The sequence below is a fragment of the Streptomyces sp. NPDC024687 genome (assembly GCF_055559055.1).
The window spans coordinates 139,134-165,678 of record NZ_JBVHLJ010000013.1 but is presented as its reverse complement, the minus strand read 5'-3'; the positions used below and the strand labels follow the sequence as shown (position 1 = coordinate 165,678).

General features: G+C 69.6%; 21 protein-coding genes and 7 pseudogenes. 12 read left to right on the top strand and 16 right to left on the bottom strand.

Annotated elements, in window-relative coordinates; all coding sequences use genetic code 11:
• The first annotated feature begins 59 nt into the window (after positions 1–59).
• The 3 genes from ACZ39I_RS37320 to ACZ39I_RS37310 all read left to right on the top strand — a co-directional run bounded on the left by ACZ39I_RS37320 (position 60) and on the right by ACZ39I_RS37310 (position 1,768).
• Positions 60–275, top strand: coding sequence for a hypothetical protein (locus tag ACZ39I_RS37320; protein WP_467249540.1), 216 nt, complete (start codon positions 60–62; stop codon positions 273–275).
• On the top strand, positions 272–439 hold the full coding sequence (locus ACZ39I_RS37315; protein WP_467249538.1) for a hypothetical protein: 168 nt from the start codon (positions 272–274) through the stop codon (positions 437–439). Before ACZ39I_RS37320 ends, ACZ39I_RS37315 begins: the two co-directional genes overlap by 4 nt.
• A 612-nt stretch (positions 440–1,051) precedes the next feature.
• The gene (locus tag ACZ39I_RS37310) at positions 1,052–1,768 is read left to right on the top strand and encodes a beta-glucanase (protein WP_467249536.1); all 717 of its coding nucleotides are present in this window, start codon (positions 1,052–1,054) and stop codon (positions 1,766–1,768) included.
• Between the two features lie 26 nt (positions 1,769–1,794).
• On the opposite strand, the pseudogene ACZ39I_RS37305 reads toward ACZ39I_RS37310, so the two are convergent.
• A pseudogene (locus tag ACZ39I_RS37305) lies at positions 1,795–1,953 on the bottom strand (IS481 family transposase); the annotation flags it as partial.
• A 30-nt stretch (positions 1,954–1,983) separates the two neighbouring features.
• Here ACZ39I_RS37305 and ACZ39I_RS37300 point away from each other — a divergent pair.
• From ACZ39I_RS37300 to ACZ39I_RS37290, 3 genes and pseudogenes are all read left to right on the top strand, one after another.
• Positions 1,984–2,286: pseudogene (locus ACZ39I_RS37300) on the top strand (oxygenase MpaB family protein); the annotation flags it as partial.
• Between the two features lie 656 nt (positions 2,287–2,942).
• Positions 2,943–3,224 carry a hypothetical protein gene (locus ACZ39I_RS37295; RefSeq protein ID WP_467249534.1) on the top strand — a complete coding sequence of 94 codons (282 nt, stop codon included), beginning with the start codon at positions 2,943–2,945 and terminating at the stop codon, positions 3,222–3,224.
• Between the two features lie 741 nt (positions 3,225–3,965).
• Entirely contained in the window at positions 3,966–5,150 is a 1,185-nt protein-coding gene (locus tag ACZ39I_RS37290; protein ID WP_467249532.1) for a beta-ketoacyl-[acyl-carrier-protein] synthase family protein, read from the top strand.
• A 140-nt stretch (positions 5,151–5,290) separates the two neighbouring features.
• On the opposite strand, the gene ACZ39I_RS37285 is transcribed toward ACZ39I_RS37290, so the two are convergent.
• Positions 5,291–7,453: an ATP-binding SpoIIE family protein phosphatase gene (locus ACZ39I_RS37285; protein WP_467249530.1), complete on the bottom strand. Its 2,163-nt coding sequence runs from the start codon at positions 7,451–7,453 to the stop codon at positions 5,291–5,293.
• 637 nt (positions 7,454–8,090) lie between these two features.
• On the opposite strand from ACZ39I_RS37285, the gene ACZ39I_RS37280 reads away from it, so the two are divergent.
• Both ACZ39I_RS37280 and ACZ39I_RS37275 read left to right on the top strand, forming a co-directional pair.
• On the top strand, positions 8,091–8,696 hold the full coding sequence (locus tag ACZ39I_RS37280; protein WP_467249528.1) for an HD domain-containing protein: 606 nt from the start codon (positions 8,091–8,093) through the stop codon (positions 8,694–8,696).
• Positions 8,697–9,076: 380 nt separating this feature from the next.
• Positions 9,077–9,169: pseudogene (locus ACZ39I_RS37275) on the top strand (IS21-like element helper ATPase IstB); the annotation flags it as partial.
• Positions 9,170–9,187: 18 nt separating this feature from the next.
• Here ACZ39I_RS37275 and ACZ39I_RS37270 read toward each other — a convergent pair.
• Positions 9,188–9,532: a 2'-5' RNA ligase family protein gene (locus ACZ39I_RS37270; RefSeq protein WP_467249635.1), complete on the bottom strand. Its 345-nt coding sequence runs from the start codon at positions 9,530–9,532 to the stop codon at positions 9,188–9,190.
• A 242-nt stretch (positions 9,533–9,774) separates the two neighbouring features.
• On the opposite strand from ACZ39I_RS37270, the pseudogene ACZ39I_RS37265 reads away from it, so the two are divergent.
• A pseudogene (locus tag ACZ39I_RS37265) lies at positions 9,775–9,906 on the top strand (IS630 family transposase); the annotation flags it as partial.
• 86 nt (positions 9,907–9,992) lie between these two features.
• Here ACZ39I_RS37265 and ACZ39I_RS37260 read toward each other — a convergent pair.
• From ACZ39I_RS37260 to ACZ39I_RS37235, 6 genes and pseudogenes are all read right to left on the bottom strand, one after another.
• Entirely contained in the window at positions 9,993–10,640 is a 648-nt protein-coding gene (locus tag ACZ39I_RS37260) for a LysE family translocator (RefSeq protein ID WP_467249526.1), read from the bottom strand.
• Positions 10,641–10,972: 332 nt separating this feature from the next.
• Positions 10,973–11,122 (bottom strand): LuxR C-terminal-related transcriptional regulator, encoded by a 150-nt coding sequence (locus tag ACZ39I_RS37255; protein WP_467249633.1) that lies wholly within the window; start codon positions 11,120–11,122, stop codon positions 10,973–10,975.
• Between the two features lie 448 nt (positions 11,123–11,570).
• Positions 11,571–12,332: a maleylpyruvate isomerase family mycothiol-dependent enzyme gene (locus ACZ39I_RS37250; protein ID WP_467249524.1), complete on the bottom strand. Its 762-nt coding sequence runs from the start codon at positions 12,330–12,332 to the stop codon at positions 11,571–11,573.
• A gap of 72 nt (positions 12,333–12,404) precedes the next feature.
• Positions 12,405–12,539: pseudogene (locus tag ACZ39I_RS37245) on the bottom strand (IS6 family transposase); the annotation flags it as partial.
• A 147-nt stretch (positions 12,540–12,686) separates the two neighbouring features.
• Positions 12,687–13,598 (bottom strand): annotated as a pseudogene (locus tag ACZ39I_RS37240) (MFS transporter); the annotation flags it as partial.
• A 102-nt stretch (positions 13,599–13,700) separates the two neighbouring features.
• Positions 13,701–14,087: a VOC family protein gene (locus ACZ39I_RS37235; RefSeq protein ID WP_467249522.1), complete on the bottom strand. Its 387-nt coding sequence runs from the start codon at positions 14,085–14,087 to the stop codon at positions 13,701–13,703.
• Positions 14,088–14,150: 63 nt separating this feature from the next.
• Here ACZ39I_RS37235 and ACZ39I_RS37230 point away from each other — a divergent pair, with 63 nt between their 5' ends.
• Positions 14,151–15,116 carry a helix-turn-helix transcriptional regulator gene (locus ACZ39I_RS37230; protein WP_467249520.1) on the top strand — a complete coding sequence of 322 codons (966 nt, stop codon included), beginning with the start codon at positions 14,151–14,153 and terminating at the stop codon, positions 15,114–15,116.
• A 213-nt stretch (positions 15,117–15,329) separates the two neighbouring features.
• Here ACZ39I_RS37230 and ACZ39I_RS37225 read toward each other — a convergent pair whose 3' ends face one another.
• Both ACZ39I_RS37225 and ACZ39I_RS37220 read right to left on the bottom strand, forming a co-directional pair.
• Positions 15,330–16,352 carry an LLM class flavin-dependent oxidoreductase gene (locus tag ACZ39I_RS37225; protein WP_467249518.1) on the bottom strand — a complete coding sequence of 341 codons (1,023 nt, stop codon included), beginning with the start codon at positions 16,350–16,352 and terminating at the stop codon, positions 15,330–15,332.
• Between the two features lie 514 nt (positions 16,353–16,866).
• Complete coding sequence (locus ACZ39I_RS37220; protein ID WP_467249516.1) at positions 16,867–17,313, bottom strand: peptidase inhibitor family I36 protein; 447 nt, start codon at positions 17,311–17,313, stop codon at positions 16,867–16,869.
• Between the two features lie 141 nt (positions 17,314–17,454).
• On the opposite strand from ACZ39I_RS37220, the gene ACZ39I_RS37215 reads away from it, so the two are divergent.
• A complete protein-coding gene (locus ACZ39I_RS37215) occupies positions 17,455–18,438 on the top strand; it encodes an ArsR/SmtB family transcription factor (RefSeq protein WP_467249514.1) in 984 nt (327 codons plus the stop codon).
• Positions 18,439–19,529: 1,091 nt separating this feature from the next.
• On the opposite strand, the gene ACZ39I_RS37210 is transcribed toward ACZ39I_RS37215, so the two are convergent.
• The 3 genes from ACZ39I_RS37210 to ACZ39I_RS37200 all read right to left on the bottom strand — a co-directional run bounded on the left by ACZ39I_RS37210 (position 19,530) and on the right by ACZ39I_RS37200 (position 23,391).
• Positions 19,530–21,290 carry a S8 family peptidase gene (locus ACZ39I_RS37210; RefSeq protein ID WP_467249631.1) on the bottom strand — a complete coding sequence of 587 codons (1,761 nt, stop codon included), beginning with the start codon at positions 21,288–21,290 and terminating at the stop codon, positions 19,530–19,532.
• Positions 21,291–21,325: 35 nt separating this feature from the next.
• Entirely contained in the window at positions 21,326–22,567 is a 1,242-nt protein-coding gene (locus ACZ39I_RS37205) for an ATP-dependent DNA ligase (RefSeq protein ID WP_467249629.1), read from the bottom strand.
• 350 nt (positions 22,568–22,917) lie between these two features.
• A complete protein-coding gene (locus ACZ39I_RS37200) occupies positions 22,918–23,391 on the bottom strand; it encodes an RICIN domain-containing protein (protein WP_467249512.1) in 474 nt (157 codons plus the stop codon).
• Positions 23,392–23,837: 446 nt separating this feature from the next.
• Between ACZ39I_RS37200 and ACZ39I_RS37195 the strand changes: the two genes are divergently transcribed.
• A complete protein-coding gene (locus ACZ39I_RS37195) occupies positions 23,838–24,935 on the top strand; it encodes a MerR family transcriptional regulator (RefSeq protein WP_467249510.1) in 1,098 nt (365 codons plus the stop codon).
• An 89-nt stretch (positions 24,936–25,024) separates the two neighbouring features.
• Here ACZ39I_RS37195 and ACZ39I_RS37190 read toward each other — a convergent pair.
• Positions 25,025–25,171, bottom strand: a pseudogene (locus ACZ39I_RS37190) (ATP-binding protein); the annotation flags it as partial.
• Positions 25,172–25,281: 110 nt separating this feature from the next.
• On the bottom strand, positions 25,282–26,496 hold the full coding sequence (locus ACZ39I_RS37185; RefSeq protein WP_467249508.1) for a globin domain-containing protein: 1,215 nt from the start codon (positions 26,494–26,496) through the stop codon (positions 25,282–25,284).
• Positions 26,497–26,545 lie beyond the last annotated feature (49 nt).

Here is a 26,545-nt window from a genome sequence, read left to right as displayed (position 1 = left end):
CTGAGGCCGAGCGCCGCCTGACGGCGCCGCCCAGGCGGACGCCAAGGCGTGGACGGGCCGTGACCCGGAAGAAGACCGACACCACAAGCGCCAGGATCAGCGTCGAGAACCCGGCGAATGGTGGCCAACGGCGTGCGGGCGCCTTGGCGTTCGAAGCCGGCGACGGCAAGGTCGCGCCCCTGCTCGGCATCGCCGCCTCGGCCCGGCTACGACAACGTGCTCTTGCCGTCCGAGCTGCCCTTGACCGCCTCGTGAAGGACCTCGCGGAACCGTGACAGACGTGGTATCACTCATGATCCACTGCGCCGGCACGAGCCACCCCGGTCCCAAGGCCCCTCTGCTGTGGGGTGAGACCTGCAACATGTCACCCGGATCGAGCGGTGGCCCCCACCTGGCCCAATTCGGCACCCGCACCGTCGTGGGCGTCCACCACCACTGACCAGGAACTCGCGGGCGGACAGGCCCCATGCTCTACGCCACGCGCTTCGGAGACAGCGCTCACCATCTCTACGACTGGGCGCAGTCGCGATAAGCCCCGCTCACCTCGGTTCCTGTTCCGTCGCAAACCCGCCGACTCGGCAGAGGTGCGCGAGGTGCAGCGGGCCGTAGCCGGGTCAGCGCACAGTGGCACGGACCCGGAACCCCAGCGGGTCCGGGGCGGCGGTCGCCGCAGAGTCGAGCGGGAGCGCCTTGGGCCATCGTTTTTGTTGTTCACCCCGGCGCGCTTCTTGCGGTCCGGGTCGGCGGATTCAGTGCCGCCCTGCACCTCGGCTGGCTGCCCGCGTCCAACTGCCGTTCCGGTGACCGACACCCCGGTCAGGCGCGGCAGGGCACGCGACAGCTGCGGACGCTGTGACGGGGAACGCCGCGCCGGTTGGGCGCGCAGTGGACGGCGCTGGATTGGGCCCTGGCGTGACTGGCCGCGTCCACAGCGGTTCGTCACCCGGGAGGCTGAATTGCGCGTCGTGTGTGGGCGGATGGCGCATGGCGGGGGGCGCGTCAGGAGATGCAACGGGGGGCATAGTCGTTTCTGACAGCAAGGAGAGCGCATGTGAGTGCTGTCGCGTTCAGCGCCGATTTCTCCTCGGACCGCCAGTGGGTTGCGGGCCGGTCCTGGGCCTATCCGGACGGAGGGCCCACCAACCCCGGCGACAACAAACTCGATCACCTCACAGCGGACTCCGCCTACTCCCGGCTGGGTACGTTCAGGGCCCGACGCAGGGCGGACGGCCTGTGGGACGCCGGACTACTGACCACCGAGGGAAGCGCCGAGGGGTTCATGGTGCGCACCGGGGACCACCTGGAGACTACGGTACGGCTGCCTACCGAGCTGGGTGCCTGGCCTGCCATCTGGACCTGGCGGGACGGCGGCAACGAGGTCGACGTCTTTGAGTACCACCCCGACAACCCTGACCTTCTGGAGCTGACCAACCATGTGGGGCAGGGCCAGAGTTATATCCGTCACGACGCGGTGCGTCCGGGGGCCGTCCTCGATCTGGGCGTGACCTTCGGACGGCGCAGTGTGGTGTGGACCCTCGACGGCGAGCGGATCTTCGCCGACGGACGGGGCGTGGGTTCTGGCTGGCAGGCCTACCTCATCGTCAACCTGTCGGTGTGCGCGGGCCGTTACCACCCCGCACCCGAACCCGAGACTCTCGAAATGTCCTACGAGGTGCGCCGTCTCGTGGTCACCAGGCCCTTCGGGGGCCGTCTGACGGACGAGCCGTCCGGGGACTGGCCCGTGGACGGCCCGGCGGAAGAAGCCTGACCCGGATCGCGCCCAGGTGAACACGGGGTGTATGAGGGCTCGACGTTGGTGACGCTCTCGCGGAGGCGTGCTGCCGGCGGCTTTCGGGCGGCAGCACTATGCGGCGGGTGGTAGTTGTAGTGGATGTTCCACACTGTGATCGCGGCTGACCGGGCGTCCTCACCGGTGAACTCGCGGGCGTAGAGGGCTTTGCGGCCATGATGCACTGGTAGTGCTTCTCCCTCCTGGTCCTGGACAGCCTGCACCGGCTCGGCATCCACATGAGCGTCGAGGGAGCCGAAGCGTACTTCTACGCCTGGCGCCTGATCGGCGGGATCCTCGGCATCGACCAGGACACCGCCCCCAAGACCCTGGAAGAGGCCCGGCAGTTCCTCGACCTGTACATGGTCCGGCACATGGGGCCCTCCGAAGAAGGCGCCCACCTGACCCGGCAACTCATCCACCTCTACGAGCGCCTGGACCACCTCACCGACATCTTCGAGCTGTCCTCCCTTCGGGACTCGGTGTGGGCGGCACGGCGCTTCCAGAAGGGCTGGTTTCGAAATCGGTGCCGCCGATCCTCGCGGTGGCCCCCTTGCGTGAGACCGAGGCCGGTGACCGGTACTGCCGAATCGCGGGTGGTCGGCAACACGGCCCGTCCTGCAGCTCTTCGGGAGCCCGGAAGCGCCTTGCTGGGTGGCGGGCCGGCCTGTCCTCAGAATGTTCCGGTTGCGCTGCGCACTGGCGCGATGATCTCGTCGGCGAGCCACCGGACGGCTTGTGGGGGACAGAGATTTCGCAGGCTCAGCACGATGTGCGTCACGCCTGCGGCGATGAGCTCCGTGATGATCTTCCGGTCGGTGGCCGGCCGGGTCGTCGTAGGAGACGATGTACTGCACGGAGCGGATGATCGTCCGCGGATCACGGCCGATGACGGCGCAGTGCTCGTCCTCTCGCCCAGGGCCGCCCCGACTCACCGCCTCCGGCCGTTCGGATGGCGAACTCGCCGCATACTTGGGCCCGTCCGGGCCGACAGCATCGTCGCGGACGCGGAAGTGGTCCGCGGCCAGCTCACGCGAGGTTGCCCGTGGACGATCCTTGAACTGGGCTACGGGGGGTTCGTCGCCCGCATCTACCTCTCCGACGCCCCGGGCTGTCTGGTGACCGGGGACTGCCCGCGTCGGCGGCAGACGCGATGGAGATCTACAGCCGGTTGTTCTCAGGTGTCGCCGCCAAGAACGCGGCCTATTGCCGGCGTTATTGGGAGGACGTGGAACGGGTCCGTCGCATGGCGGAACACCTGGCCGCCCATGATGTGTGGCTGCCCGACGGGGACCGGCTCACGGTCGCCCGGTTCCGCCATTTGGGCAAGACGCTCGGTACCAGCGGCGGGTTCGAACGGGTGCACTGGCTGCTGGAGGACGCCTGGAACGGGCGGAACGGTCCGAGCCGTTCCGCTACCTGGCCATGTCCGTGACCGCCGCCGTCGGCCCCCCTTCTTCGCTCTGCAGGAGTACGTCAGCGGGCGTCCCGTCGCAACCCGAACTGAGAGCGCGAGTTCGATGGTCGTCACCATGCGAACCCCAGGCCGGCGGCCCGGACTTCGCAAGCGGTCACGTTCCTGTCGGCCGTGCCTGACCGAAGCTGGACCGGAACGGCCCAGTTTGGCCGCGGCCCCGTGCCGGTGGTCGTCGGTCGGCAGGTCGCGGGCGGGCTCGCGCAGGTCCGGTCGGGACCGCAACCGCTGTCGGGGCTCTTCCCCCGCCCGTGAGTTCGACGTACTTCTCGCCCCGCTCCTCGCGTTCCGTACCAGGGGCACCCTGGGCTCGACGAACTCGTACAACCGCGTTTCAGGACCCGGGACACCGCGCCTACGGGTGTGGGACCCTACGGATCGGCACCACCGGCTCCTCGTCGTGGAGGACAGCCAGGCCGTGGTGAGCCGCGGTGGCGGCGATGGCGAGGTCCACCGGTGGCATGTCAGGCCGCGCGGCACCGCGTCGGCCCCTCTGCAGCAGTGTGCGCGGTGTCACGCATCGCAGAACCTCCCAAGTTGCCCAGATCACAGCGCGAACGCCCCTGTGGCATCCATGCTCGAAACGGACATGGAGTCCCTAACCAGAGCGCACTGTCATGGACTTGGTTGAATAGCTCACAAGTGATCTATGGTACAGCGCCCGTGACAATTCATCTCGTTCTCTGTAGAAAGGCGCCAATCATGGCCGCATACCTGTGCCCGCCTGCCGTGATACACGGCAAGCACGCCGTGCAGACCAGTCAGATTGTGGACGAAGTGCGCGGTCGGCACCCGAACGCGGCGTGGGCGCCGCGGATCGACGGCATCGCGGCCAGTACGGGCATCGAAACCCGTGGCTGGATGCTGCCGTTGGAGGCCGCCGTCGCACCCGGGAGCGGAAGCGGCCTGCCGGCCGCCGGCATCGGGCCGGCCCGAGAGGCGCTGGCCGGTGACGGGTTCACCGAACAGGACGTGGATCGCGTGATCGCTGCCCTTGAGGCGATACCCGCGCCGCAGACCGTCCAGGAACGCACTGCGCCGGCCTGGTCGGCAGTGCAGTCCTACGGTGAGCGTGCGGCGCGCGGGGCCCTGCAGATCGCCGGGCTGGACGCCGCGGACGTCGACTGTCTGATCACCAGTCACTCCACCACCCCGGCGTTGCCGGGGCTGGACGTTTCCCTCGCCAACAGACTCCCGCTCCGGCGCGACGTGCTGCTGCTGCCGGCCACGCAGTGGGCGTGCATAGCCGGGACCCGCTCCCTGGCGCTGGCGGCGGATCTCGTGGCCGCGGACCCCGACCGGGTGGTCCTGGTCGTGATCGCGGAGGCACTGAGCACGACTTACCAGCCCGCGGACGACACTCTGGAATCCCTGATCGTCCGGTTGCTGTTCGCGGACACTGCGGTCGCCACGGTGGTCACGGGCCGCCCGAGGCCCGAGTCGACGCTGCGGCTGGACACCGCCTGCCACCACACTCTGCCCGGCACCCAGGACCTGCACCGCCTGGAGACGCGGGAGGACGGCACCCACTTCGTGATGGACCGGCGCGGGCCGCGCGCCGTGCAGGAGACGGTCACCGCGATGTGGGAGTGGTTGCGCCTCCGATACCAGGACGACCCCGGCTCCTGGCACCCCGACGTCCTGCTCGCCCACCCCGGCGGGACGCGTGTGCTGGAGTACATGGAGCAGACGATGCCCGACGGGTGGCCGTCGGGGCTCCTGCGCTACAGCCGGGACAGCTACACCAGCGGCAACCGCGGAGGCGCCGCCGTGTTCGACATCATGCGGAGGGCGTACGACGCCGGGCAGAAGGCGGGCAGCCGTGCCGTCCTGTACGCGGCTGCCCCGGGCCTCACGGCCACCGCCCTGGAGGGGGAGTGGCTGTAGTGCGGACTCGCGCCCCTCGTGACGCCGGTGCCGCCGCCTGACGAACAGCTCCCGCGCCGCCCGGCCAGCGCCCCGTCACCACCCGGCGGAGCCTCGCCACCACCCCGCTGACGACTCATCACCGCCCAGCCGGCACCCCGTCACCGCTCGACCCAAGCCCACACCACCTTCCCGTTGTCCGTCCACCGCACCCCCCACCGGGTGGTGAGCCCATGGACTACGTGCAGGCCACGGCCGGCGTCGTCGAGGAGCCCGGCCGGGCCCAGCCGTGGCCTGCCGTTGCCGGTGTCGCCCACCTCGCACAACAGTCCGTGACCGGTCCTGATCAGCCGTACCGTGATGGGTCCGCGGGCGAAGCGGACCGCGTTGGCGACCAGTTCGTCGACCACCAGCAGCACGCTGTCCCTGGTGTGCTCTCTGGCGTTCCACTGCCCCAGCAGTTCGGAGACCAGTGTGCGGGCCCGGGCGGCCGCGTCGCCGCGGGCGGGCAGACGCCACGTCGCGGTGTCCTCCTTGCGGTAACCGATCATGCGGGCGATCAGCAGAGTCACGTCGTCGCGCCGACGCGTGGGCGCCACCGCCGAGACCACGCGCCGCGCGGCCTGGTCCAGGGCGTCCCACGGGTGCACCGAGGACACGGCGTCCGTCAGCCTGTCGATGCCCTCGTCGATCGACAGGGCGGGATCCTCCACCAGGCCGTCGGTGTAGAGAGCGAGCAGCGAGCCCGGGGGCGCACAGAACGCGTGCACGTCGTAGGGCTCCCGCAGCGCGAACTCGGCGCCCAGTCCGGGGTGGGGGCGTATAGCGACCGGCCCGGCGGGTCCGTCCGGGGGTACCAGGACCGGGGGGAGGTGGCCGGCGCTGGCCACCGCCACGTGGTGGCTGACCGGGTCGTACACGGCGATGCAGCAGGTCGACCCGAGGGCGCTGTATCCGGCCGCCAGCCCGGAATCCGCGTCGTCCAGCAGCGACACCGTCTCGTCCAGGTGCTCCAGCACCTCGTCGGGCGCCAGCCCCGCCGACAGCAGCGCGCGGGCCTCCATGCTCAGCTGTCCCATGGTCGCCGCGGCGCCCAGCCCGTGCCCGACGACGTCTCCGACCACCAGCGCGGTACGGCCGTCCGGCAGCGGAAAGCTGTTCACCCAGTCGCCGCCGACACCCGCACTGTCGGGGGTGGCGGGCTGGTAGACGCTGGCCGCTTGGATGGTGTCGCCGCTGGACCGTGGCAGCAGTCGGCGCTGCAAAGCCAGTACCTGTGTGTGCTCGCGCTGGTGCTGACGGGCCAGGTCCACGTGGTGGGAGGTCCTGGCCACCAGTTCCTGCAGGTCGAGGAGCTCGTTGTCCGCGAAGGGGCGGTCCGCCCGCCGCCAGACTTCCGCGACACCCAGGACGACGGGCGGCGTGCCGTCCAAAACCAGCGGTATGCACGCCACGGCCGACGCCTGGTCGCCGGGCACCAGGGCACATACCAGCCGAGGAGTGCCGAGCACCCGTTCGATCGCTTTTCGGTCGGGTATGACGATGGCCTGCGCGGCATCGTCACGCCGTATGGCCTGCGACAGCAGTCGACTCGCATCGCCGGGAAGATCGTCGCCCGGGGTCACGTAGCCGTCGGGCCACGCCCGGTCCGGCATCAGGGCCGCCCGCCGCAGCCGGAGGCGCCCCTGCGGCTGCTCGGTGACCGCCTCACCCGTCCACACGGCGAAGTCGAGGTCGATGGCGGTGACGTCACCCCAGGCCAGCAGGGACTCCGCCAGCGACTGCGCGGTCTCGCCGATGTCCAACGAGGTGCCGATGGCGGTCTCGGCGGCGTACAGGTGCAGCCTCCTGGCCATGGCGATCAGGGAGACGGTCAGGCCCTCCTGAGGCGCCGCGGCGGCCAGGATGCTCATCGAGACCACCAGCTCCGACCCGTCGCCGCGTCGCAGGCGCTGGACCCGAGCGACGTGCGGCTCACCGGTCTCGAGGACCTGCCGCAGGCGCCGGGTGACCGTCGGTACGTCCGAAGGAGGCAGGAGATCGACGAAGGGGCTCCCGGCCACGGCCTCCACCCCCGCGAAGACCGGGGCGTCCAGATTGCAGCGGGTGATTCTCAGATCCCGGTCCAGATTCACCGCGCCGAGGATTTGCTCCTGACCGGCGGGGGTCGGGTTTTCGGATACGTCTCGGCGGGCGGCGTTGTTCCCCTGTGGGTCGGCGGAACCGGCGGCCGCTGCCGCTTCGTCGACTGGCATGTACTGCCCCAAAGCGCTGCTGACCATGTCGAACGGTGACGCAGACGAGGGGGGCGGGGTGGAGTCCATGCGACTCTCTCAGCTCGCTCGCCGACCCCGGCACCACGTCGGAGCCGTACCAGAACCCGGGCGACAGAGTCCCGGGATTCTTGACCGCAAACCTCATTCAATAACACTCGGGGCCGCTACGCCCACACCAGCGGGCCGCACGGTGACACGGTTGGCATTCGACGACCAGTCGACGACCGGTGTTCCTTCGCAGTCGTTCCGTGGTCGTCGCCGCTCTGTACCGGCACCCCGTCGAGGCTGAGTCGCATGGAGGCTGCGGCGCACCCTCGGAGCGGGGTGGGCGGACGTCGAGCGACAGCGCGGCCCCTCGGCAGTGCGGGAGAGGAGCGGATCGCCTCAGGAGGGCGCTGCGGCTGCCGCCCCCGTCTGCAGAACTGGCGAGCTCTGGCCCGCCACCTCGGCCCCCGCGAGCACATGAGCGACACCGTCCAAGCGATCGCCGGCCTGCTGTCCCACCAGCAGACGGTGGACCTGAGCTCGACAGGGCAGATGTGTACACCGGCCACCCCGAAGATCAAGACGTCTCACCGCCAACCGTGCACCAGCTCGTTGATCGCCTCCACCGCCGTCGCCGCCTCCGCCGTCGCTCCCTCCGGAATTCACGCCCTCGCCGTTCCCGCCACTGCCGTGGGCGCGGGTGGGGGACGCGCTGCGCGCGGACACGGGCGACTGGCGGCTGATGCGACACGTACGCGCTTCCCTGCATGCACTGGTGGGCATCCTCGCCGAGAGGGGCTACCCGCTGGAGGGCGACGCGAGCCCGGCAGCGCGGATGGCGCAGGTCGCCGACGGTCACCACGGCCGCCTTCTGCATGTCGATGTACTCGGCGCGGCCAGTGCGGCACGAGTGCGGGCCGATCTGGGCGGCCTGCTGTGGCAGCAGTTGCGCTCTCGCTATGCCGCGCAGGTGCGGCACCTGACCGGAGCACAGGTGGTGCCGGCGCGTGTGTCGGTGACCGCGGTGGTGCTGATGACCGGTGTGGTGATGGTCGCGGACCGGCTTGCCAGCCGGCGCAGGGTGTGGCGGCCGCGGACCGACCGGCTCGCCTTTGGGACGGGCGAACACTTCACCCGGGCTTGCTGGATGGCCCGCCAGACGGTAGAGCAGTCGCAGTTGGCCCGCATCCGGCTGCCGCCGCGGCTGTTCGCCGCCGCGCATGGCCTGCCCGGCCCGAATGCGCTTCAGGCCTCTGTCCTGGACCAGCTCCCCGCGGCAGCCGGAGCACGGGGGCATCATGCTTGACCGAGTCCTCCGGGCTCGCCGTGCCGGCGGACAAGGTCACCCACGTCCTGCGCGACTGGCCGGACCTGCGTTCCGAGGCGGCCACCGTCCGGCCCTGACGCGGGCCACATGCCGGTCAGGCAGCCGGCCCGGACGGTTCGCCGCGCAGCAGGTCGGGGCGGGCGTCGGCGAGAGTGACGGCACGCTGGAGACGGCCACGAGGGCATCGTCGATGCGGTAACGCCGTGCTCGTTCGTCCCGCTGGAGGAGCGGACCGGCGCTGTCCGGGCCGACGCGGCGCTGTACCGCCTTGACGCTTGTCAGGGTGCCGCCGATCTTCGACGGGCCGCCGTCGGTGCGGCGGCCGGGGACGGACCGGGCCGTGCGGCTCGCCCTGGAGAGTGGATCGCTTCACGTTCGGCGGCAACATCATCGAAACCGGCAGCGACTCCTACCGCCTCGCCCACACCAAGGCGCTGCAGGGCGGCGGCTGACCGCCACCAACAGAGGGATCACCGGAGCGTGAACGATGTTCGCTGCCACCTGGTTCCGTCGTGGACCATCAGATAGACCGACGACACGCGGACAGTGACGGGAAGCCGGCCGCGAAGGTCGGCCTCCGCCTCCTCCAGCACGGCATCGTCTTGCCCCTGGGCGATGGTCAGATGGGGGACGACCTCGTCGAACTGCCCGGCGAACGGCGGGGTCTCCGGCCACCGGTCGGCACCGCCTCGGTCAGCCGTCGGAACGGGAGGTCCAGTTCGGGGACGAGATACAAGATTCCCGGGAATCGCCCGCAGTGCTCGAACCGGGCCTCGCGCGACTCTCGTTGAGAAGCGGGAAGAGGACGGTGACATGGGCCGGAACCCCCGCACGGGCTGAGAGGTCCAGCCGGTCACGCCACGCTCGAACAACAGGTTCTGCCTGGGGAACCCTCACGATGAGCCCCGACTGCCCTGCCTGAAACTCACCGGAGTCGTCGCCTGCCATCGCACATATGTATCAGTGAGCCCAGAACGACAGCGACCCGATGACGATCGCGGGCGGTTGAACCGGCGGTCCACACCCAACGCGACCCTCGCGCAGGTGGGGCCAATCGACTAGCGCCCTGCACGCCTATCTGCGTTGGCGGAACAAGAACGCCCGCGATCCCGACGTGCTGGCCGCCCAACGGCGCGATCGCACCCGAATCCATAGTGAGAAGGGCATCCGCTGGGGCGGGCGACCGGCGAAAGCCGCGTGGCCTGCAAACAGCACCGGTGACACTGACGCCGTGACGTACACGGCCGATCAGCGGGATCATGGCAGGGGGTGGCCCTATGGGCTTTCGATTGCGAGCCTGCTGGCAAATGCGATCATGGCAACTCCGCCGCTGGCCTTCAGTACCCGGATACGGCGTTTTTTCCCCAGAAACCAGGTCCGCATGGATCCGGCGGCACAGACCCAGATGGTTTCGACTACTGCTTGGACCACGCCTCCGGCGAGGCCGATGACCAGCATCTGGAGGGCGGGGTTTCCGCGCGAGTGGTCAACGAACTGGGGTAGGACGGCCATCAGCGACACGATGCTCTTCGGGTTGGCGACACCGACCAGGAAGCCCTGCTGTACCGATCGCGCCCACGACGTTCTGCCCAGGACATCGGCCGTGGTTGAGGGCTCGTTCACGAAGTTGGACCGGGCGGAGCGCAGCGCACTGACGCCCAGCCAGAACAGGTAGCACGCGCCGACGACCTTGACCACCATGAAGAGCTTGGCCGATGCCGCGACGATTGCTCCGAGGCCAGCGAGCACGAGCGCCAGGAGTGCAAGACCGCCTAGGGCATTCCCCAGCACGATCCACATCGCTGATCGACGCCCCAGAGTGATGGCACGGCTGGTCTCGAGTAAGACAGATGGCCCCGGGATTGCTGACAGCACTACCGACAGAGTCAGGAAACCGACGACCAGGCTCGGGTTCACAGGCACAGGACGGACGATAACCGAGGGTGGATTCATCAGGGAAGAGCAGTGCCCGGGACCGGGACGCCGTCCAAAACGCCTCCAGCGACCAGACGAGACGTCACTGTGCATCCAGCGGCGCGCCCCGCCCGCCGACCCCACCAACCTTTTCGGTCACAGCACCAGAGCGAGCGAGACCACACAGGCCGCCAAGAGACAGCCAACAACTTTTGCTCGCCAGGACCTACACCACACCAAGATCGAGACAGAACCTAACGGAGTCCTACCAGCCGTCGGTGTCGAGGCGGTCGCGGTCCAGTTGCCGGTCCCGGTAGTCGGTGGGCTTGGTGATCGGCCGCTCAGTGTTGTTGTACTTGGCGCGCACGCTCGCCAAGTGGGTGGGCGCGCACAGTCGCCAAGTGGGTGGCTACCGTGCTGGGCTTGCAATCGAGTCGGCGTGCGATCGCCTTGTGCGTCATGCCGGTGCTGACCATCTCCAGGATCTCCAGCTCTCGGGGGGCCGGATGCGGTCGGCTGGGTCGGCAGTCGCGCGCCAGAACGAAGGCGTGATCGGCAGTGGTGGGCGCCTCTCCGGCGGAGGATCAGGCCGCCGATGGCGCTGCCCAGGGAGTACCCGACGCTGCGGACGACGTAATCGAAGCTCATGGCGCTCGACGTCTCACTCTTGGGGGTGACGGCCAGGATGACACCGGGCATCGCGGCTGAGAAGCCCCGATGCCGAAGCCGAGCACGCCCATCGCCGCGAGCAGTTCGGCCAGGTCCGACCGGGCCGCCGCGAACGGGCGTACCGGCCGCCGAGGTTCGCCGCCCCACGACGTGCTGCTCTACGCCGTAATCACAGTGCGGCGCACCCCATGGCGGACCTCGCGACGGTTGGCCGATGGTGCCGAGGAACCGCGGACGTCAGCGAGGCAGTCCGCTGGCGGTTTTGACTGGCTACTCCTCGGGCTCCCAGGCGATCAGCTGCTCGAATACCTGCGGGTCGCCCCCGATTTTCAGGTCGCTCATCGTGAGGCGGCCCCAGACGAAGAGGAGCAGCTGCTCGGCCGTGCCCGTGGCCGAAGCGGAGGCGGGCGCGGCGTCGTCCGTGAGGGGTGCGGGCCAGGCGCCGGTGCCGTCCAGCGTGAGGAGCCAGGAGTGGCCCTCGGCGGCGTGGTAGTGGATGGTGGCGGCCTCGTGCGGCCAGGCCGCTGGGGTGGAGTTGCAGGTGTCGAGGAACTCGGCCACGCCGTCGATCGCGAGGCCGGCCGGCATCGGCTGCACGGCGCCTGCGGCGAGCTGGGCGTCGTAGGTGTGCACCAGCACCTCGTGCACCCGGCGCCGGGCGACGCCCCGGGCATTCGCCGGCGACACGCCGGCGCTCCACCACGCCCAGCACTCGCGCTCCGGGCCGGCCGCGCGCAGCGCACTCAGCAGCAACTCGTTCGACTCGGCGTACCAGACCAGCAGCGCCTCGCGCTCGCGCGGCACCTCCGCAGCATTCTTGGCGGGTGGAGCCTCGGCCGGGCCCGCGGCGACGATCGCGGCCCACCAGCGCTGGCCCGTACCCAGGTGCTGCACCAGATCGAACAACGTCCACTCGGGGCAGGACGGCACCGGCACGTCAAGGCTGGGCGCGGCCGCAACCGCACTCCGGAACGCGGCCGACCGCTCGTCGATCAATTGCAGCAGGGCGGAATAGCCAAGACTCTCTGTCACATCGCTTACCTATCACCCCAGCTCAGCCGACCGCACCCCTTTTTCCAGGCCGTCAGCTGCGGAGTTTTGGAGGACGATGACGCCGCGCGTCGGCATGAGTCCCTCGACCTCGTGGAACGACAGCGGGAAGCGGTGGTACAGCCACACACAGGGGGAGACCTCCACCGGGTACCGGGGCCCCTTGTACGACGGCGACACGTTCCCCATGACGATCCCCCTCAGTGTGCTCAACTCGGAGACCATCCCAGGGCCAGCCAGCGTGACAGTGCTGAGCGACTGGGGCTGATTTCCGGACCGAAAGGCAATGCCGGCAGGGGTACGAGAGGTCGCTCCGGCGGGTGTTGGGCCGAGCGGTCAGGTGGTCGGCTCCGGCATCCTGCGGCGGCTCGCGACGACTACGAGGCCGCCGATGACCGCCAGGCTCATCAGGACCGCCCCGAAGACCGTCGCCCCGTCGGTCAGGCCGATCGCGTCACTGAGGTAGCCGGCCGAGACCGGGAGGATGCGCGCCGGGATGTAACCGCCCACGTTGAACGCCGCGTTGGCCTCGGCGAGGCGCTGGCGGGCGATGGTGGAGTTGAGCAGGGACAGGCCGCCGAGCTGGCCCATGCCCTGACCGGCGCCTGCCAGGAGCGCGGAGGCGATGAGCACCGGGACCGACGAGGAGTGCACCGCGGCGATCAGCGTGACCATGCTGAGGGTGGTGCTGATCGCGCCGGCGGTCAGGAGGGTGCGCCTGGGCAGGATGGTGCGCCTGGGCAGGCGTTGCACCGCGAACTGCACACCGGTGGCGGCCAGGAACATCGCGAACGCCATGGCCCCGGCGACGATCCGGCCGGTGGTGCCGAGCAGTCCGGACAACAGGGAAGGGCCGAGGGAGAGCGGGAGAGCACGAAGGACGTCGCGGTGATGCCGGGAGCGAACACGGCGATGCCGAGGGCGAGTTGCAGGCCGTTGCCGCGCGGTACGCCGGGTACGCGGATCCACGCGCCCTTGGGCGGTGCGGCCGGGTGCCGTACCGGCATGCCCAGCGCCGCGAGGACCGCGGTCGCGAGCAGCGCCATCTCGACGAGGAAGACGGTGACGGTCGGGGGCGGGCGCGGTCTCGGACAGGATGCCCGCGAGGAGCGGGCCGAGGCCGGCCCACGAGACCATGGCGCAGGAGGCGAGCAGGGTGGTGAGCCGCCTGCGGTGCTGCCCGACGACGTCCGTCACGGCGGCCGTGCGCGCGGAGACCACGGCGCCGACGGCGATGCCGGTGAACAGTCAGTAGGACATGGGCACTTCTCCGCGACTCCCGGGGACAGCTGCGAGTTCGCTGCCCCAGCGGGAGTGTGCGGTGGTGGTCCCTCGGCTTGCAGGTCGTGCTCAGACCAGGGTGGATATGCAGAACGGGTGGCCTGCGGGGTCCAGCAGGACCCGCCACCGGTCGGGGTCCGGCTGGAACTCGGGCTTGACAGCCCCCAGGGCCAGCAGCCGGGCCTGCGCAGTATCCAAGTCATCGACGCCCATTTCTATATGGGCCTGCTTTTCCTGGGAAGCAGTCGGCCAGGTGGGACGGCGGTAGTCGGCCAGCCGGTTGAACCCGAGTCCGGCCGCGCCCTCCTGGCCGAGGAGGACGAAGTCGTCGGTGGAGAAGACGACGGGCAGACCGAGGACCTCGCCGTAGAAGCGGGCCAGTTCGGCGGGGTCCGGGCAGTCGAACGTGACGGCCGAGTAGCGGAACGTGGGTGCGGAGGTGCTTTCCGTGGTCATGAAGTGGACCCTAGACCGGGACCAGGACAGATTCAGTCCTGGTCATGTGGAACACTCGGCAACGTGATCAGCGCATCCGCCCGCCTGCTGCGACTGGTCTCCTTGCTTGCTGCAAAGCCGTCGTGGACCTGCGGCGAGCTGGCCGACCGGATGGCGGTCACCGACCGCACGGTGCGGCGGGACATCGCCAAGCTCCGGGAACTCGGCTACGCCATCGAGTCCGACGCGGGACCATGGGGCGGTTACCGTCTCCGCGCCGGAGCCCGGACGCCACCGCTGATCCTCGATGACGAAGAAGCACTCGCCGTTGCTGTCGGACTGCGCGAGGCCGCGCTCAGCGGTGCTCTCGGCAGCGACCAGGCCGCGCTGTCGGCGCTGCTGAAACTGCAGCAGGTTCTGCCCCAGCGCATCGCGGCCCGGCTGACCGAGATGGACGACGCCTTCGTACACACCCCCAGACCCGACGAGCCGCAGATCACGCCCGGCATGCTGCTGGAACTGGCCGCCGCGTGCCGCCGAGGCGAGCGTGCCCAACTGGCGTACCGCGACTGGGAAGGAAAAACCACGGTCCGGGACATCGACCCGTACCGTCTCGTTCACACCGGACGCCGCTGGTACTTCGTCGCCCGGGACGTGACGCGGGACCAATGGCGAACCTTCCGGGCCGACAGGGTCGAGCGACTGCAGACAACCGGGCACGCGGTGGAACTCGTCGACCCACCCGACCCTGCGCTGCTCGTCTCCCGCTCCGTCGCCACCGGCCCCTACCCTCTCTCTGCCACGATCCGTCTCCCGGTGTCCATGAACCAAGCCCTGCGGCTGATTCCTGCGACGGTCGGCACCCACCGTTCCGAAAGCCCCGAAACCACGGTCGTCGAGATCGGTGGTCCTGACGCGGACGGGCTCGCCAGGTACCTCCTCAGCCTGGCCACACCCCTGCGAGTCCTCTCACCGGACACTGTCCGGCAGGCCCTGCTACGCCGTACCCAGGAACTCTTCGAGGACAACGCGAACGGTCAGTCCCCGTAGGCGCGGGTCGCGAGGAGACCTAGGGGAAGCCAACGACCTCGCCTGCGCCCATGACGACTTCCGGAAGTATGAGCGCGCCGGCGCCCACCATGAGAACCTTCTCCGACGCCGCCACCGACGACGTATTCCTCGTGGTGGGTTCCGGCGGAGTCGACGCATCAGGATGTGGGGTCGGCGGGCTCACCTCTTCCCGTGCATGACCTCCCGCCGTGCTCAGCGCCAGCCCAGGGCCGGAGCGACGTGGGTCAGGATGCTCTCGATCACGTGGGCGTTGTAGGCGACTCCGAGCTGGTTCGGCACGGTGAGGAGGAGCGTGTCGGCGGCGGCGACCGCTTCGTCCTCGGCGAGCTGCTTGACCAGCACGTCGGGCTCGGCGGCGTAGGAACGGCCGAAGATCGCGCGAGTGTTGGCGTCGATGTAGCCGATCTGGTCCTTGGAGTTGCCCTCACGACCGAAGTAGGCGCGGTCACGGTCGTCGACCAGCGCGAAGATGCTGCGGCTGACCGACACCCGCGGCTCGCGGGTGTGCCCGGCCTCACGCCAGGCCTCACGATAGGCCTCGATCTGCTTGCGCTGCTGGACGTGCAGCGGTTCGCCGCTCTCGTCGTCCTTGAGAGTCGAGCTCTGCAAATTCATCCCGACCGTGGCCGCCCACGCCGCGGTGGCGTTCGAGCCGGATCCCCACCAGATACGGTCCCTGAGGCATTCGGAGTGCGGCTCGATGCGCAGCAGTCCCGGGGGGTTGGAGAACATCGGATTGGGGTTGGGCTGGGCAAATCCGTCGCCCGTAAGCACGTCGAGGAGCCGCTCGGTGTGGGCGCGTGCCATGTCGGCGTCGGTGGCCCCTTCGGCGGGCAGATGCCCGAAGTGGCGCCAGCCGTCGATGACCTGCTCCGGGGATCCCCGACTCAGGCCGAGCTGCAGTCGGCCTCCGGAAATCAGATCCGCGGCTCCAGCGTCCTCGGCCATGTACAGCGGGTTCTCGTAGCGCATATCGATCACGCCGGTGCCGATCTCGATCCTGCTGGTACGTGCGCCGATGGCGGCGAGCAGGGGGAACGGCGAGGCGTACTGCCGCGCGAAGTGATGGACACGGAAGTACGCGCCGTCGGCGCCCAGCTCCTCCGCGGCGACCGCGAGATCGATCGCCTGGAGAAGGGAATCCGCCGCTGAGCGGGTCTGCGAGTGCGGCGATGGCGTCCAGTGTCCGAAAGAGAGGAACCCGATCTTTTTCATACCGCTTTCAACAATCAAGGTCGGCGTTCATTCCATACAATGATGCGCCACTGGGGCTGTCCGGCAGACCAGGCCGCAGGAAAACGACGGCACCCTGTGGACGCGGGTGAGCGGGGTCTGGTGCGTCGAGCTGCGAGGCGAAGGAGGCGTCGACGCGGAGCGTCGGCAACCGGCGACAACGTTGATGAGGATTCACGGAACTGCGGGCAGAGCCGAATGCACAGATCCCCATCACACATGGCCAACTGGGCGGTCGACGGTCTGGACGAGACGCCCCCCGCTGGCCGAGCGCGTCCGCAGGCACCGGGCCCGCGGCGACGTGACCCAGACCTTGGGCAGCGACAACAGGCCTGACATACCCCTAGTACTACGCGGGACTGCCGGGTGACGAAGGTGCCGGGTTCGAGGTCGGCGTTGGGCAGGCCGGGCTGTTTGCCGAGGAGTTCCCCGCCACGAGGCGAACCACGCGTATCGGCGGGTCCCGGCACTCCGGGCCCGCCGACCGGTCATCCGGCTATGAGCAGGAAGCGCGCCAGCGGTGGGAGCGGATTTTGGTGTTGAAGTCTGATCCGAAGCCACCGTTCTGCGCCCAGCAGTAGTGGTCGCCGGTGTAGTTGGCGCCGGTGTAGAGAACGACCCAGTTGTACGAGGAGGACGTGCCGCGGTTGTAGATCGACCTGACTACCTGGTTGTCGGCCCACGAACACTGGACATCACCGCTGTACCAGTCCGGGTCGGCGTTGCTCCATGAACATCGGCTGCCCGTGCCGTTGTTGCCGCTGTAGACGCACACGCTGCCGCTGTTGCACTCCCACGCCTGCGCCGTGGCATTCGCGGAACTCGGTGCGATCAGGCCCAGGGCGGCCGTGGCGAGGGTGAGCGCCGCGGCGACGAGACCCCGGCGGCCCCGACGGGGGGTGCGGCTGGTCTTCGGGTCGTGCTCCTGCTCGTACGGGAACATGTCGTCCCTTTCTGGTGGACTGCGCCAACGGGCCTACGTCTGGCGGGAATTCATGCTTCCGGGCACGACGTATCGCTGTCATGCTCATGCGAGTCCACTGACACTTCGCAGGTCGGCACCAGCACCCCACGGGGAAAACGGATGCTCCGCTTTCACTTCACGTCCGAGGACCTCACCAGGGTCACAGTGGCGACCGAGCCGCACGCGCTCTGGGAGATCGCGGTCAGTCTGCACCGGTTCCAGACCCGCGAAGGCCGCTGGGCCTACGCGCCCTGGTTCCGCACCGCACGTGACTCGTTGCGCCTTGCCGGGCTCGAACGGATGGTGAAGACCTTCCTGTTGCCGCTCTTCCCCCGCGCCAGCTACTTCCCCGACTTCCTGACACCACCGGAGGGCACCCAAGGGCTGGACGCCGGGCTGGAGGCAATTCTGGCGACGCCGTGCGAGCGGGTCGCGCGCGAGGTCGACGTGCTCAACCGGACCGTCGGAGCCCCGGCCTGGACACGCCGGCTCACCGAGCTGGACCTGCGCGAACAACTCGTGGGCGCCCTGCGCGCCTACCACGGTGCCGCGATCGCCCCGCACGAGGAGTGCATCCAGGAACGTCTGAACGCCGAACGGGCCCGGCACGCCCACACCCTGTTCCAAGCGGGGACCGAAGGCCTGCTCGCCGGGCTGGGCCCCACGATTCACTGGCGGCCACCGGTGCTGGAGATCGACCCGTATCCGGACCACCGCGACGTCCACCTCGACGGGCGAGGGCTGCTCCTGATCCCCTCCCACTTCTGCTGGCAGGCGCCTATCGCTCTGGCCGACCCCGGGCTCCCGTCGGTTCTCCTCTACCCCCTCCATCACCTGCCGACGACGACTCCGCGCGCAGACTCCCCACCGCTGAACGTGCTGCTCGGCCCCACCCGCGCCGCCATCCTGAGAGCCAGCGCGACCGGCTCCACCACCACCGAAGCCGCCCGCCGGGCCGGCGTGACCCTCACGACGGCCAGCCATCACACCGCCGTACTGCGCGACGCCGGCCTGATCACCAGCCACCGCCACGCCAACACGGTCCTGCATACCCTGACCCCACTCGGAGCCGCCCTGCTCGGAAGGGGGCCGGGCGACCGCTGACCCCGTGCAGTGAGCGCCCGCCCGGCTCGGTGCGGAAGGTGCACGTCTTCCGACCGGTCGTCCTGGACTCGTGGTCACGGGGATGGTCCGGGCGGTGGGTCGGCATCCGGTGGCTCGGGCGATGCGTCGGCGGCCGCCGACGTGGTGGTCGGGGGCTCGTGCCGTACTCGTTCGAGGTGTCCCAGGCCCGCTTCGGCGTCGGTGCCTGTACCTGGGCTTTGCCTTCGACTGCGCGGAGCGGATCTCGCGCGTCTGCCGCGTGGCCCGTACTTCTCCACCGGCCTCGATCAGAAGGCATCGTGTGGCGGGTCTCGACTTGCCCGCTCTGCGGGCCAGTTCGTCGAGGGTCGCGCCCTGCGTCTCGTAGAGGACACGCAGCCGGGCCGCCCGACGGAAGCGGGCTTGCGGATCCTCGCGGAGCCTGCGGGTCTGCCACTACGTGGGCATGACCGTTCCGGCACCGTGCAACCGGTTCAGCAGCGTGCCGTAGCTGATGGCTACGGCGCTGCGGGGCGCGGACCGGCGGGCCGACGCACTCGATGCTCTGCGGCGCAACCGGCGGGTCCTCCACGACGAGCTCCGCCTGTAGCCCGGACCCGCGCTGGTCGAGCTAGAGCGGGCCATCCTCGGACGACGGGGCGACCACCGGACGGATCCGGCCGCCCGTCCCGAGCGGCTGGAACGGCAGGCCATGCCGCCGGGGTCGACCCCCACGAGCAGACCACTCACCGGCGGCGTCGCTTCGGGCACGGGCGGCCGACGTGGTCCCGGGCCCGGTGCTCCGGCGGTGCACGAGGTCGGCACCGGCCCGGCGGGCGCGTCCGTAAAGCTTCTCGACGATCACGGGGCGGCGTCCTACGCCGGTGCGGACGAGCTGTTCGTCGGCCGGGACGGCGAGTTGACGACTGGTCCGGAGACGGTCCTGCGGTGTGGTGGCCCCGGCGGCGATGTATGCCGCCGGAGCCCGTGTGCACTTTGCAGCCCGGCAGTTGGCGCCCTGGCCGAACAGGCCGTAGCCCGTCTTGTGCGCGGTCGTGTGTGCGGGGGCGTGGGTGCTGTGGGTGCTGTGCGCGGGTGTTGCCGGTCCTGCGCTAGAAGGTCAGGTTCCAGGCGTCGATCTTGCCGGTGTCGGAGGCAGCGTTGTCGTTGACGCGCAGTTTCCAGGTGCCGTTCGCGACCTCTGAGGAGGCGTTCACGGTGTAGGTCTGGGCGATGTTGTCGGCGCTGCCGCCGGTGTGGTTGTGCAGCGTGTAGACGGTGCCGTCCGGCGCCACCAGGTCGACCTTCAGGTCACCGATGTAGGTGTGCTTGATGTCCACGCCCACCTTGAGGGTGGCCGGGGCATTGCCGGTCACACCGGTGACGGCGATCGGGCTCTCCACGGTCGCGTTGTCGTTGATGGCGAAGTCCGCGAGGTTCTCGAAGTACTTGCCGGGCGGCGGGGTGGTTCCGACGGCCTTGAGGGCGTCGACCTGTCCTTCGCCGAAGAAGGAGTTGTTGGCCGTCGTGCCCGTGCAGCGGCTGTCCGAGGGGCAGGCGATGTCGTTGGCCTGGGCGGCGAGCTTGGCGCGGATCTGCGCCGGGGTGATGCCCGGGTTGGCGCTGGCGATGAGTGCCGCCACGCCGACCACGTGCGGAGTGGCCATCGAGGTGCCGCTCTTGCTGCCGTAGCCGCCACCGGGGACGGTGGAATACACGTTGCTGCCCGGCGCCGCGACGTCGATGACGCCCTGACCGTAGTTGGAGAACGAGGCCTTGGTGACGCCGGTGCCGTTGGCCGCGACCGTGACCACGCCCGGCAGCTCGGTCGGGATGTCAAGGCAGGCGTTGGTGATGGTGCGGGTGACCGGCGTCGAGTCGTTCGGGCTCGCGGAGTCCGTCGTCTTGTGGGCGAGGTCGTAGTTCTCGTTGCCCGCCGCGGCGATCTGGAGGGAACCCTTGCCCTCGGCGTACTCCTGGGCGCGCTTTACGCCCTCGATGATGGCGGCCTGGTCGATGTTGTCCGGGCAGTTGAACTGCCACGGGTCCGTGTAGTAGCTGTTGTTGGTGACCTTGAAGCCGTGGTCACCGGCCCAGACGAAGCCGCAGACGGTGTTCTCGGCGAAGAAGAAGGAGTTGCCCGGCTCGGCGACCCGGACCGCGGCGATCTTCACTCCGGGTGCCACGCCGACGACGCCCTTGCCGTTCTTGGCTGCGGCGATGGTGCCCGCCACGTGAGTGCCGTGCGTATCGACGTCCCGCCACGCACCGGCACGGGTGTCGGGCTTGCCGTAGGCGCAGGAGACCGAGTCGGCCGCGTCGAAGTTGGGCGCCAGGTCCTGGTGCTGGTCGTCCACGCCGGTGTCCAGGATGCCGACCGTGACGGAGGCGGAGCCCGGGTTGACGGCCCAGGCCTGGTCGGCCTTGATCTGGCTCATGTCGGCCCGGACCGGTTCTCCGGCCGGGGTCGAGGCCTGGGCCGGATTGGCCGGGAGCGCCGGGTTGTACGCGTCGGCCGGGACGTCCGAGGTACGCGTGGCGCCGACCTGTTGCACGCCGGCGACGCCGCGCATGGTGGCGGCGAATGAGCTGGACGCCGAGTGGGCAACGATCACACCGATGGCGTCGAAGTTCGAGAACACGGTGCCGCCGTTGGCCGTGATCGCCGAGCGGACCGCCGAACTGTCACCGGGGGCGGTGATCACGAGGTAGGCACGCGTCCCGGCCACCCAGGTCGCACTCTGGGAAGCCGACACGGCGGCCGGAGCATGGGGCTTGGCGGCCGGGGCGGTGGAGGGGGTGACGGGGAGCGTGCCCGCGAGGGCACCCGGGGCGCCGAACGCGAGGGCGGCGCTGACCGTGGCCGCCAGCACCAGCGTGCGTCTGGGGCGGCTGGATATGTGGGGTATCAATGCATCCTCCGGAGACGGCTCGGCCGTGCTGAGGACGCGGGCCGGGCCGTACGAAACGAGTGGTGGATGCAAGATGTCAGGTGCATGATCCTATGCGGAAGTACCTTTCCGTGCAGGAACGTCAGACAGGCATGGCTGAAAAGAGACGTACTCCGGGCAGCGGGTATCGGGATCCACCGGGAGCGCGCGGCGTACTGCTCTCTCGTGTGACAAAAACGCGCCGCCGGGCTTGCGGGCGGGGCAGCCGTCGCGTCCGAGTCGGCTGCAGTGCCGAGCCCGGCGCGCGCTCGTTTCCGCACGCCGGTGTCGTACGACTTCTTGTCGATCTCGTCGATCACGACATGCGGGGTCGTCACAGAGGTGCCGGCGCCGTAGATCCGATGCCACGGGATCTTGTCGAAGCGCATGTGGTGCAACAGGTCGTTGGTATCCAGCACCACCGTCCGCACACGGCGGGCGGCTGAAGCGCTCCTGAAGCCGGCGCAGTTCGTTGGCCCACTCCGGAAGCGTCGCGGGCGACGTCGACGCCGGCTTCCACGACCAGTTCGGGTTCGACCAGCATGACGTCCAGCGTCTCGCGGCTTCCCCGGCCGGCAGAGAAGGACCGGCCCGTCCAGGAATGGCCGCGCCGGGCCGGAGTGAGCAGACCGGTAAGGGCGTTGCCGGCTGTCTGGGTGAGGTTGGTGGTGCGGCCCGTGTACCGCAGATGTCCGTCGTCGTCGTATCTGCCGAGCAGGAGAGTGTGGGGTGCGGCCGGGCTGCCGGTGACCGCGCCGACGATCGCCTCGGTCGTCTCGTGCGCCTTGTAACTTGTGCCAGCCTCTCACCGATGGGTGATAGGCGTCGTCCAGCCGCTTGAAGACGATGCCTTCCATGCCAACGGCCGCCCACGACAGCCATTCATGCACGGTGTCCGAGTCGGTTGTCGACGGGCACAGCGTCCACGGCGCCGACGGGTGCCGGGCCGCGAACACCGACTCCAGCGCGGCCCGGCGTCGCCGGTACGGACGCCCCCTCGTGTCGGTCCCGGACAGCCGCAGCAGATCGAACGCGACGAAGTGCGCCGGCCACTCGCCCGCCGCCCGGGCCGCCTCGGCGCCGCGCCGCTGAAGCCGGTTCCGTAGCTGCTCGAAGGCGAGCCGGCCCGCGGCGTCCCATACGACCAGCTCGCCGTCCAGCGCGGTCACGTCCGGCAGCTGGGCGGCCCCGGCCGCAATCTCGGGAAACGCCGGGAGCATGTCGGTGCCGTGTCGGGAGCGCAGTATCACCCGGCCAGCGTCGACCAAGACCATTGCGCCCGAGTCGGCGTCCAACACTCCGCGGCGCTGAGCCGTCCGACACCTCGCGTGACCATGCAGGCCGTGGTGGTACCCCCGACCACAGGCCCGATTACGGCCGTGGGCATGGAGCCGGGCCTGCGTGGATGCCTTCCACATCCGCGAAAAAAGGGGGGGCGAGGCGACCGGCCCGTCACCGGTCGACCGCGCAAAGGCGGGCAGTGAACACCATCTGATCTGCGACGGGAGGAACGCCCCGTTCAAAAGAAGAGCTGCTCGCCCGGCGTCATCGAAGCGGTCGAGAGATCCGTTCAGCCGATGGTGAAGCGCTGGTTCTGGATGCCTCGGTCACAGCGGCCCGTGCGGTAGTAGCCGTTGTCCTGCTGGTAGAGGCAGCGGCCCGTGCCGACGCTTTGGAGCATGATGGCGCTGCGGGCGGCGGGCTGGACGGTGCGCCACTTCTGGTATGAACCGCCGTTACAGCGCAGGGGGTAGACGTCGCCCCGGTCATTGCTGTCGAGGCAGCGGCCCCAGAAGTTGTTCTTAAGAGTGGTGCTGGTGTTGAGGCGGCCGTTCCACTGCCACAGGAGGCTGCCGCGTCCGGTGGTGCAGCGGTCGCTCTGGAGACGGGTTTCGGAGGCCTCGCGCAGGCAGTCACCGTAGCGGTAGTTGGCGAAGCGGCTGGTGGCGGTGGCAGCCGAGGCGGGTGTGGGGGTGAAGAGGAGGAGGGCGAGGCTGGCTGCGGCGATGAGGGCGGCGAAGGCTTTCCGGGTCGGGCAGCGCACTGGGGGTCTCCTGACAGTGGTTTTCAGAGGTGCCTCGACAGGATCCTTGAACACCACCGCCTACGCATGAAAAAGGGGGAAAACCACCGGATCGAGCTGCTCATGACGGCCGATCGGGCCCGGGGACGGCGTTGGCCGATCACCGCGGCACGCTCGAGTGTGCGAACTCCTCGGCGCCTCGTGTCAGGCCCACCGCCACCGTGCCCGCGATCAGCGTGGCGACGGCGTTTTCCAGGGTGGCGCGCAGGTCCAGGCGGAGCTCCGTCGGAGGGGGGCGGCTTCGTAGGCGGAGAGCACGCCGGCGGAGGGCCGGCAGTAGGTCGAAAGGGTGCCGGCCAGGATCACCGTCTGCTCCTTCGCGTTTGGCTCTTGCTGCGGTGAGTGAGGCTCTTGACCCTCACGTGGCGTCAGGGTGCATGGTCGGTGCCGTGGAGGAGCACTGGACCGTGGGACGCGTGGCCGAGCTGGCCGGCGTGAGCGTCCGCACGCTGCATCACTATGACGAGATCAGGCTCGTTCGGCCGTCGGCGCGGACCGCGGCCGGGTACCGGGTCTATTCGGCGGGCGACGTGGAGCGGCTGCGGGAAGTACTGGCATATCGGCGGTTGGGCTTCGGGCTGCGGGAGGTTGCGGAACTGGTGGGCGACCCGTCCACCGACGCGGTCGCGCGCCTGCGCCGACTGCGCGGCCTGCTGCGGGAGCGGCGTGATCGAGCTGACGCCATGGTGGCGGCCATCGACAGGGAACTCGAGGCACGGGCGAAGGGAGTGATGGTGACACCGGAGGATCAACTGGAGATGCTCGGCGCACGGTTGTACGACGCGATCGGTGACGCTTACACCGCGACACGGCGTACCGAGCCGCGGATCGCCGCGCAGCTCTGGGACGCGCTCGGCAACGCGCAGACGGTGCTGAACGTCGGGGCCGGCACCGGCTCCTACGAGCCTGCTGGTCGCGACGTGACCGCGGTGGAGCCATCCGCGGTCATGCGGGGGCAGCGGTCTGCCGGCTCGGCGCCGTGCATGGCCGCCGCCGCGGAGAGCCTGCCGTTCGAGGACCAGTCCTTCGACGTCGCGATGGCCGTCTCCACCGTTCACCACTGGGGGGACCCGATAGCAGGGCTGCGCGAGATGCGCCGCGTGGCCCGCCGCGTCGTGGTACTCACGTTCGACACCGACGAGCCCGGATGGCAGGACCGGTTCTGGCTCACCCGCGACTACCTGCCCGAGTTCGCCGCCGTCCTCGCAGAGTTTCCCTCGCTTGCTGCGATGGCCGACGCGATCGGCGCCCGCGCTGAGCCGGTGCCCATCCCGTGGGACTGCGCTGACGGCCTGTTCGAGGCGTACTGGCGCCGACCGGGGGCCTATCTGGAGGATCACGTACGCCGTGCGATGTCGGTGTGGACGAGGGTCGGGACGGAAGCCGAGCAGCGGGCGGTGCGAAGCCTCAGCGACGACCTCGACTCCGGCCGGTGGGCCGAGCGCAACAGCGGCCTCGCAGACCTCGACGCGGCAGATCTCGGCCTCCGCCTGCTCATAGCTTGACCCGCTTCGCACGCTCAGCGTCATGGCGGCTCCTGGATGGCCCGCTGGTTCGGCTGGTTGCCGGGCAGCTCCTTCCGTGTGGCGCCCCGTCAGCCGGCCTGGACTTCTTCGGCTTCGGCCTTGGTGTGGGCGAGGCGGTAGGACGCGGTGCCAGTCTGGATGATGGCGCCCTTGAAGCTCAGCCGGTCGACGATGGCCGCGCAAAGCCGGGGATCGGTGAACGTCTTCTTCCATCCGCTCAAACGCCGTACCGCGCCGTGTCGGCCCCGACAGCCGGTCCGCTCTCCTTGAGCGGGACGACCGCAGGCGCACCTACTGGCAAGAGTCTGACCTGTGCGGACGTCGTTCAGTCCGTCGGGCCGGGCAGCCACAGGTCGGGGCCGAAGACCTCATACCGGATGCGCTTGGCAGGGACGCCGGCACGCAGCAGCTGTCCGCGCACCTCGCGCATGAACGGCAGCGGGCCACACAGGAACACGATCGCGTCGCCGGGCAGTTCGATGCCGTCAAGGTTCATCAGGCCGGTACGGGCCTCGGGTTCTTCCGTGCCGGGCTGTTCGTACCAGAACAGGGCACGGGCGTCCGGCAGTTGGCCGACGAGCCGGTGTGTCTCGGTGCGCAGGGCGTGGTCGGTGGGGGAGCGGTCGGCGTGCAGGACCAAAATCGGGCGGGGTGAGCCGAGGGCGGCGAGGTGGGCCAGGATGCCGGTCATCGGAGTGCAGCCGATGCCCGCGGAGACCAGCGCGACCGGGGTGGTGGTGTTGGCCGCGTCGTCGAGGAACACGTCGCCGAAGGGCGCGGACAGCGTCAGTTCGTCTCCCGGGCGGACCTGGGCGTGGAGCAGGGTGGAGACTTCGCCGTCCGGCTCACCGGCCGCACCCAACACCCGCTTCACGGTGATCCGCCGCAGTTCCCCGCCGGGATCCGAGGACAGGCTGTACTGGCGCAGCTGGTGGACGCCGTCGGCCATCAGGGCGCGCACACTCACGTACTGGCCTGCCCGTGCCCGCGGCGCCGGCTTGCCGTCGGCCGGGCGGAGCAGGAAGGACACCACGTCCGGCGTCTCGGTGCGGCGCTCGACGACCGTCCACTGCCGCAAGATGTGGCCGGGCTCGACGCCCGCCTCCTGGTAGAGGCGGGCCTCCCGGCCGGTCAGGGCGCCCGCCATCAGCCAGTACACCTCGTCCCAGGCGGCCGCGACCTCCGGGGTGACCGCGGCGCCCAGTACCTCGGCTATCGCGCCGAACAGGTACTTGTGCACGATCGTGTACTGGTCGTCGGTGACGCCCACCGCGGCGTGCTTGTGGGCGATGCGGTCCAGCAGGCTGTCCGGGCGGGTGTCCGGATGGTCGAGGAGCGCGGTCGCGAACCCGGCGATCGAACCGGCGAGAGCGCGGCGCTGGGCGCCGCTGGCCTGGTTGCCGCGGTTGAACATTCCGTCGAGCAGTTCAGGACGGTCGCGGAACATCGCGCCGTAGAAACGTGTCGTGATCTCGTCGAGCGCCCCGGCCACGGCGGGCAGGGTGGCACGGATCACGGTGGCGGATTCTGCGGACAGCATGGAGTCTCCCGAGCAGAGGGTGAGAGAGGAAGCGCGCCGCATCGCAGCG

Excerpts from the sequence above, each read along its gene's own strand:
- ACZ39I_RS37185 (WP_467249508.1), bottom strand. The coding sequence starts at position 26,496 with ATGCTGTCCGCAGAATCCGCCACCGTGATCCGTGCCACCCTGCCCGCC.
- ACZ39I_RS37270 (WP_467249635.1), bottom strand. The coding sequence starts at position 9,532 with ATGTCACCGTCCTCTTCCCGCTTCTCAACGAGAGTCGCGCGAGGCCCG.
- ACZ39I_RS37290 (WP_467249532.1), top strand. The coding sequence starts at position 3,966 with ATGGCCGCATACCTGTGCCCGCCTGCCGTGATACACGGCAAGCACGCC.
- ACZ39I_RS37205 (WP_467249629.1), bottom strand. The coding sequence starts at position 22,567 with ATGCTCCCGGCGTTTCCCGAGATTGCGGCCGGGGCCGCCCAGCTGCCG.
- ACZ39I_RS37225 (WP_467249518.1), bottom strand. The coding sequence starts at position 16,352 with ATGAAAAAGATCGGGTTCCTCTCTTTCGGACACTGGACGCCATCGCCG.
- ACZ39I_RS37285 (WP_467249530.1), bottom strand. The coding sequence starts at position 7,453 with ATGGACTCCACCCCGCCCCCCTCGTCTGCGTCACCGTTCGACATGGTC.
- ACZ39I_RS37295 (WP_467249534.1), top strand. The coding sequence starts at position 2,943 with ATGGAGATCTACAGCCGGTTGTTCTCAGGTGTCGCCGCCAAGAACGCG.
- ACZ39I_RS37235 (WP_467249522.1), bottom strand. The coding sequence starts at position 14,087 with ATGACCACGGAAAGCACCTCCGCACCCACGTTCCGCTACTCGGCCGTC.
- ACZ39I_RS37215 (WP_467249514.1), top strand. The coding sequence starts at position 17,455 with ATGCTCCGCTTTCACTTCACGTCCGAGGACCTCACCAGGGTCACAGTG.
- ACZ39I_RS37220 (WP_467249516.1), bottom strand. The coding sequence starts at position 17,313 with ATGTTCCCGTACGAGCAGGAGCACGACCCGAAGACCAGCCGCACCCCC.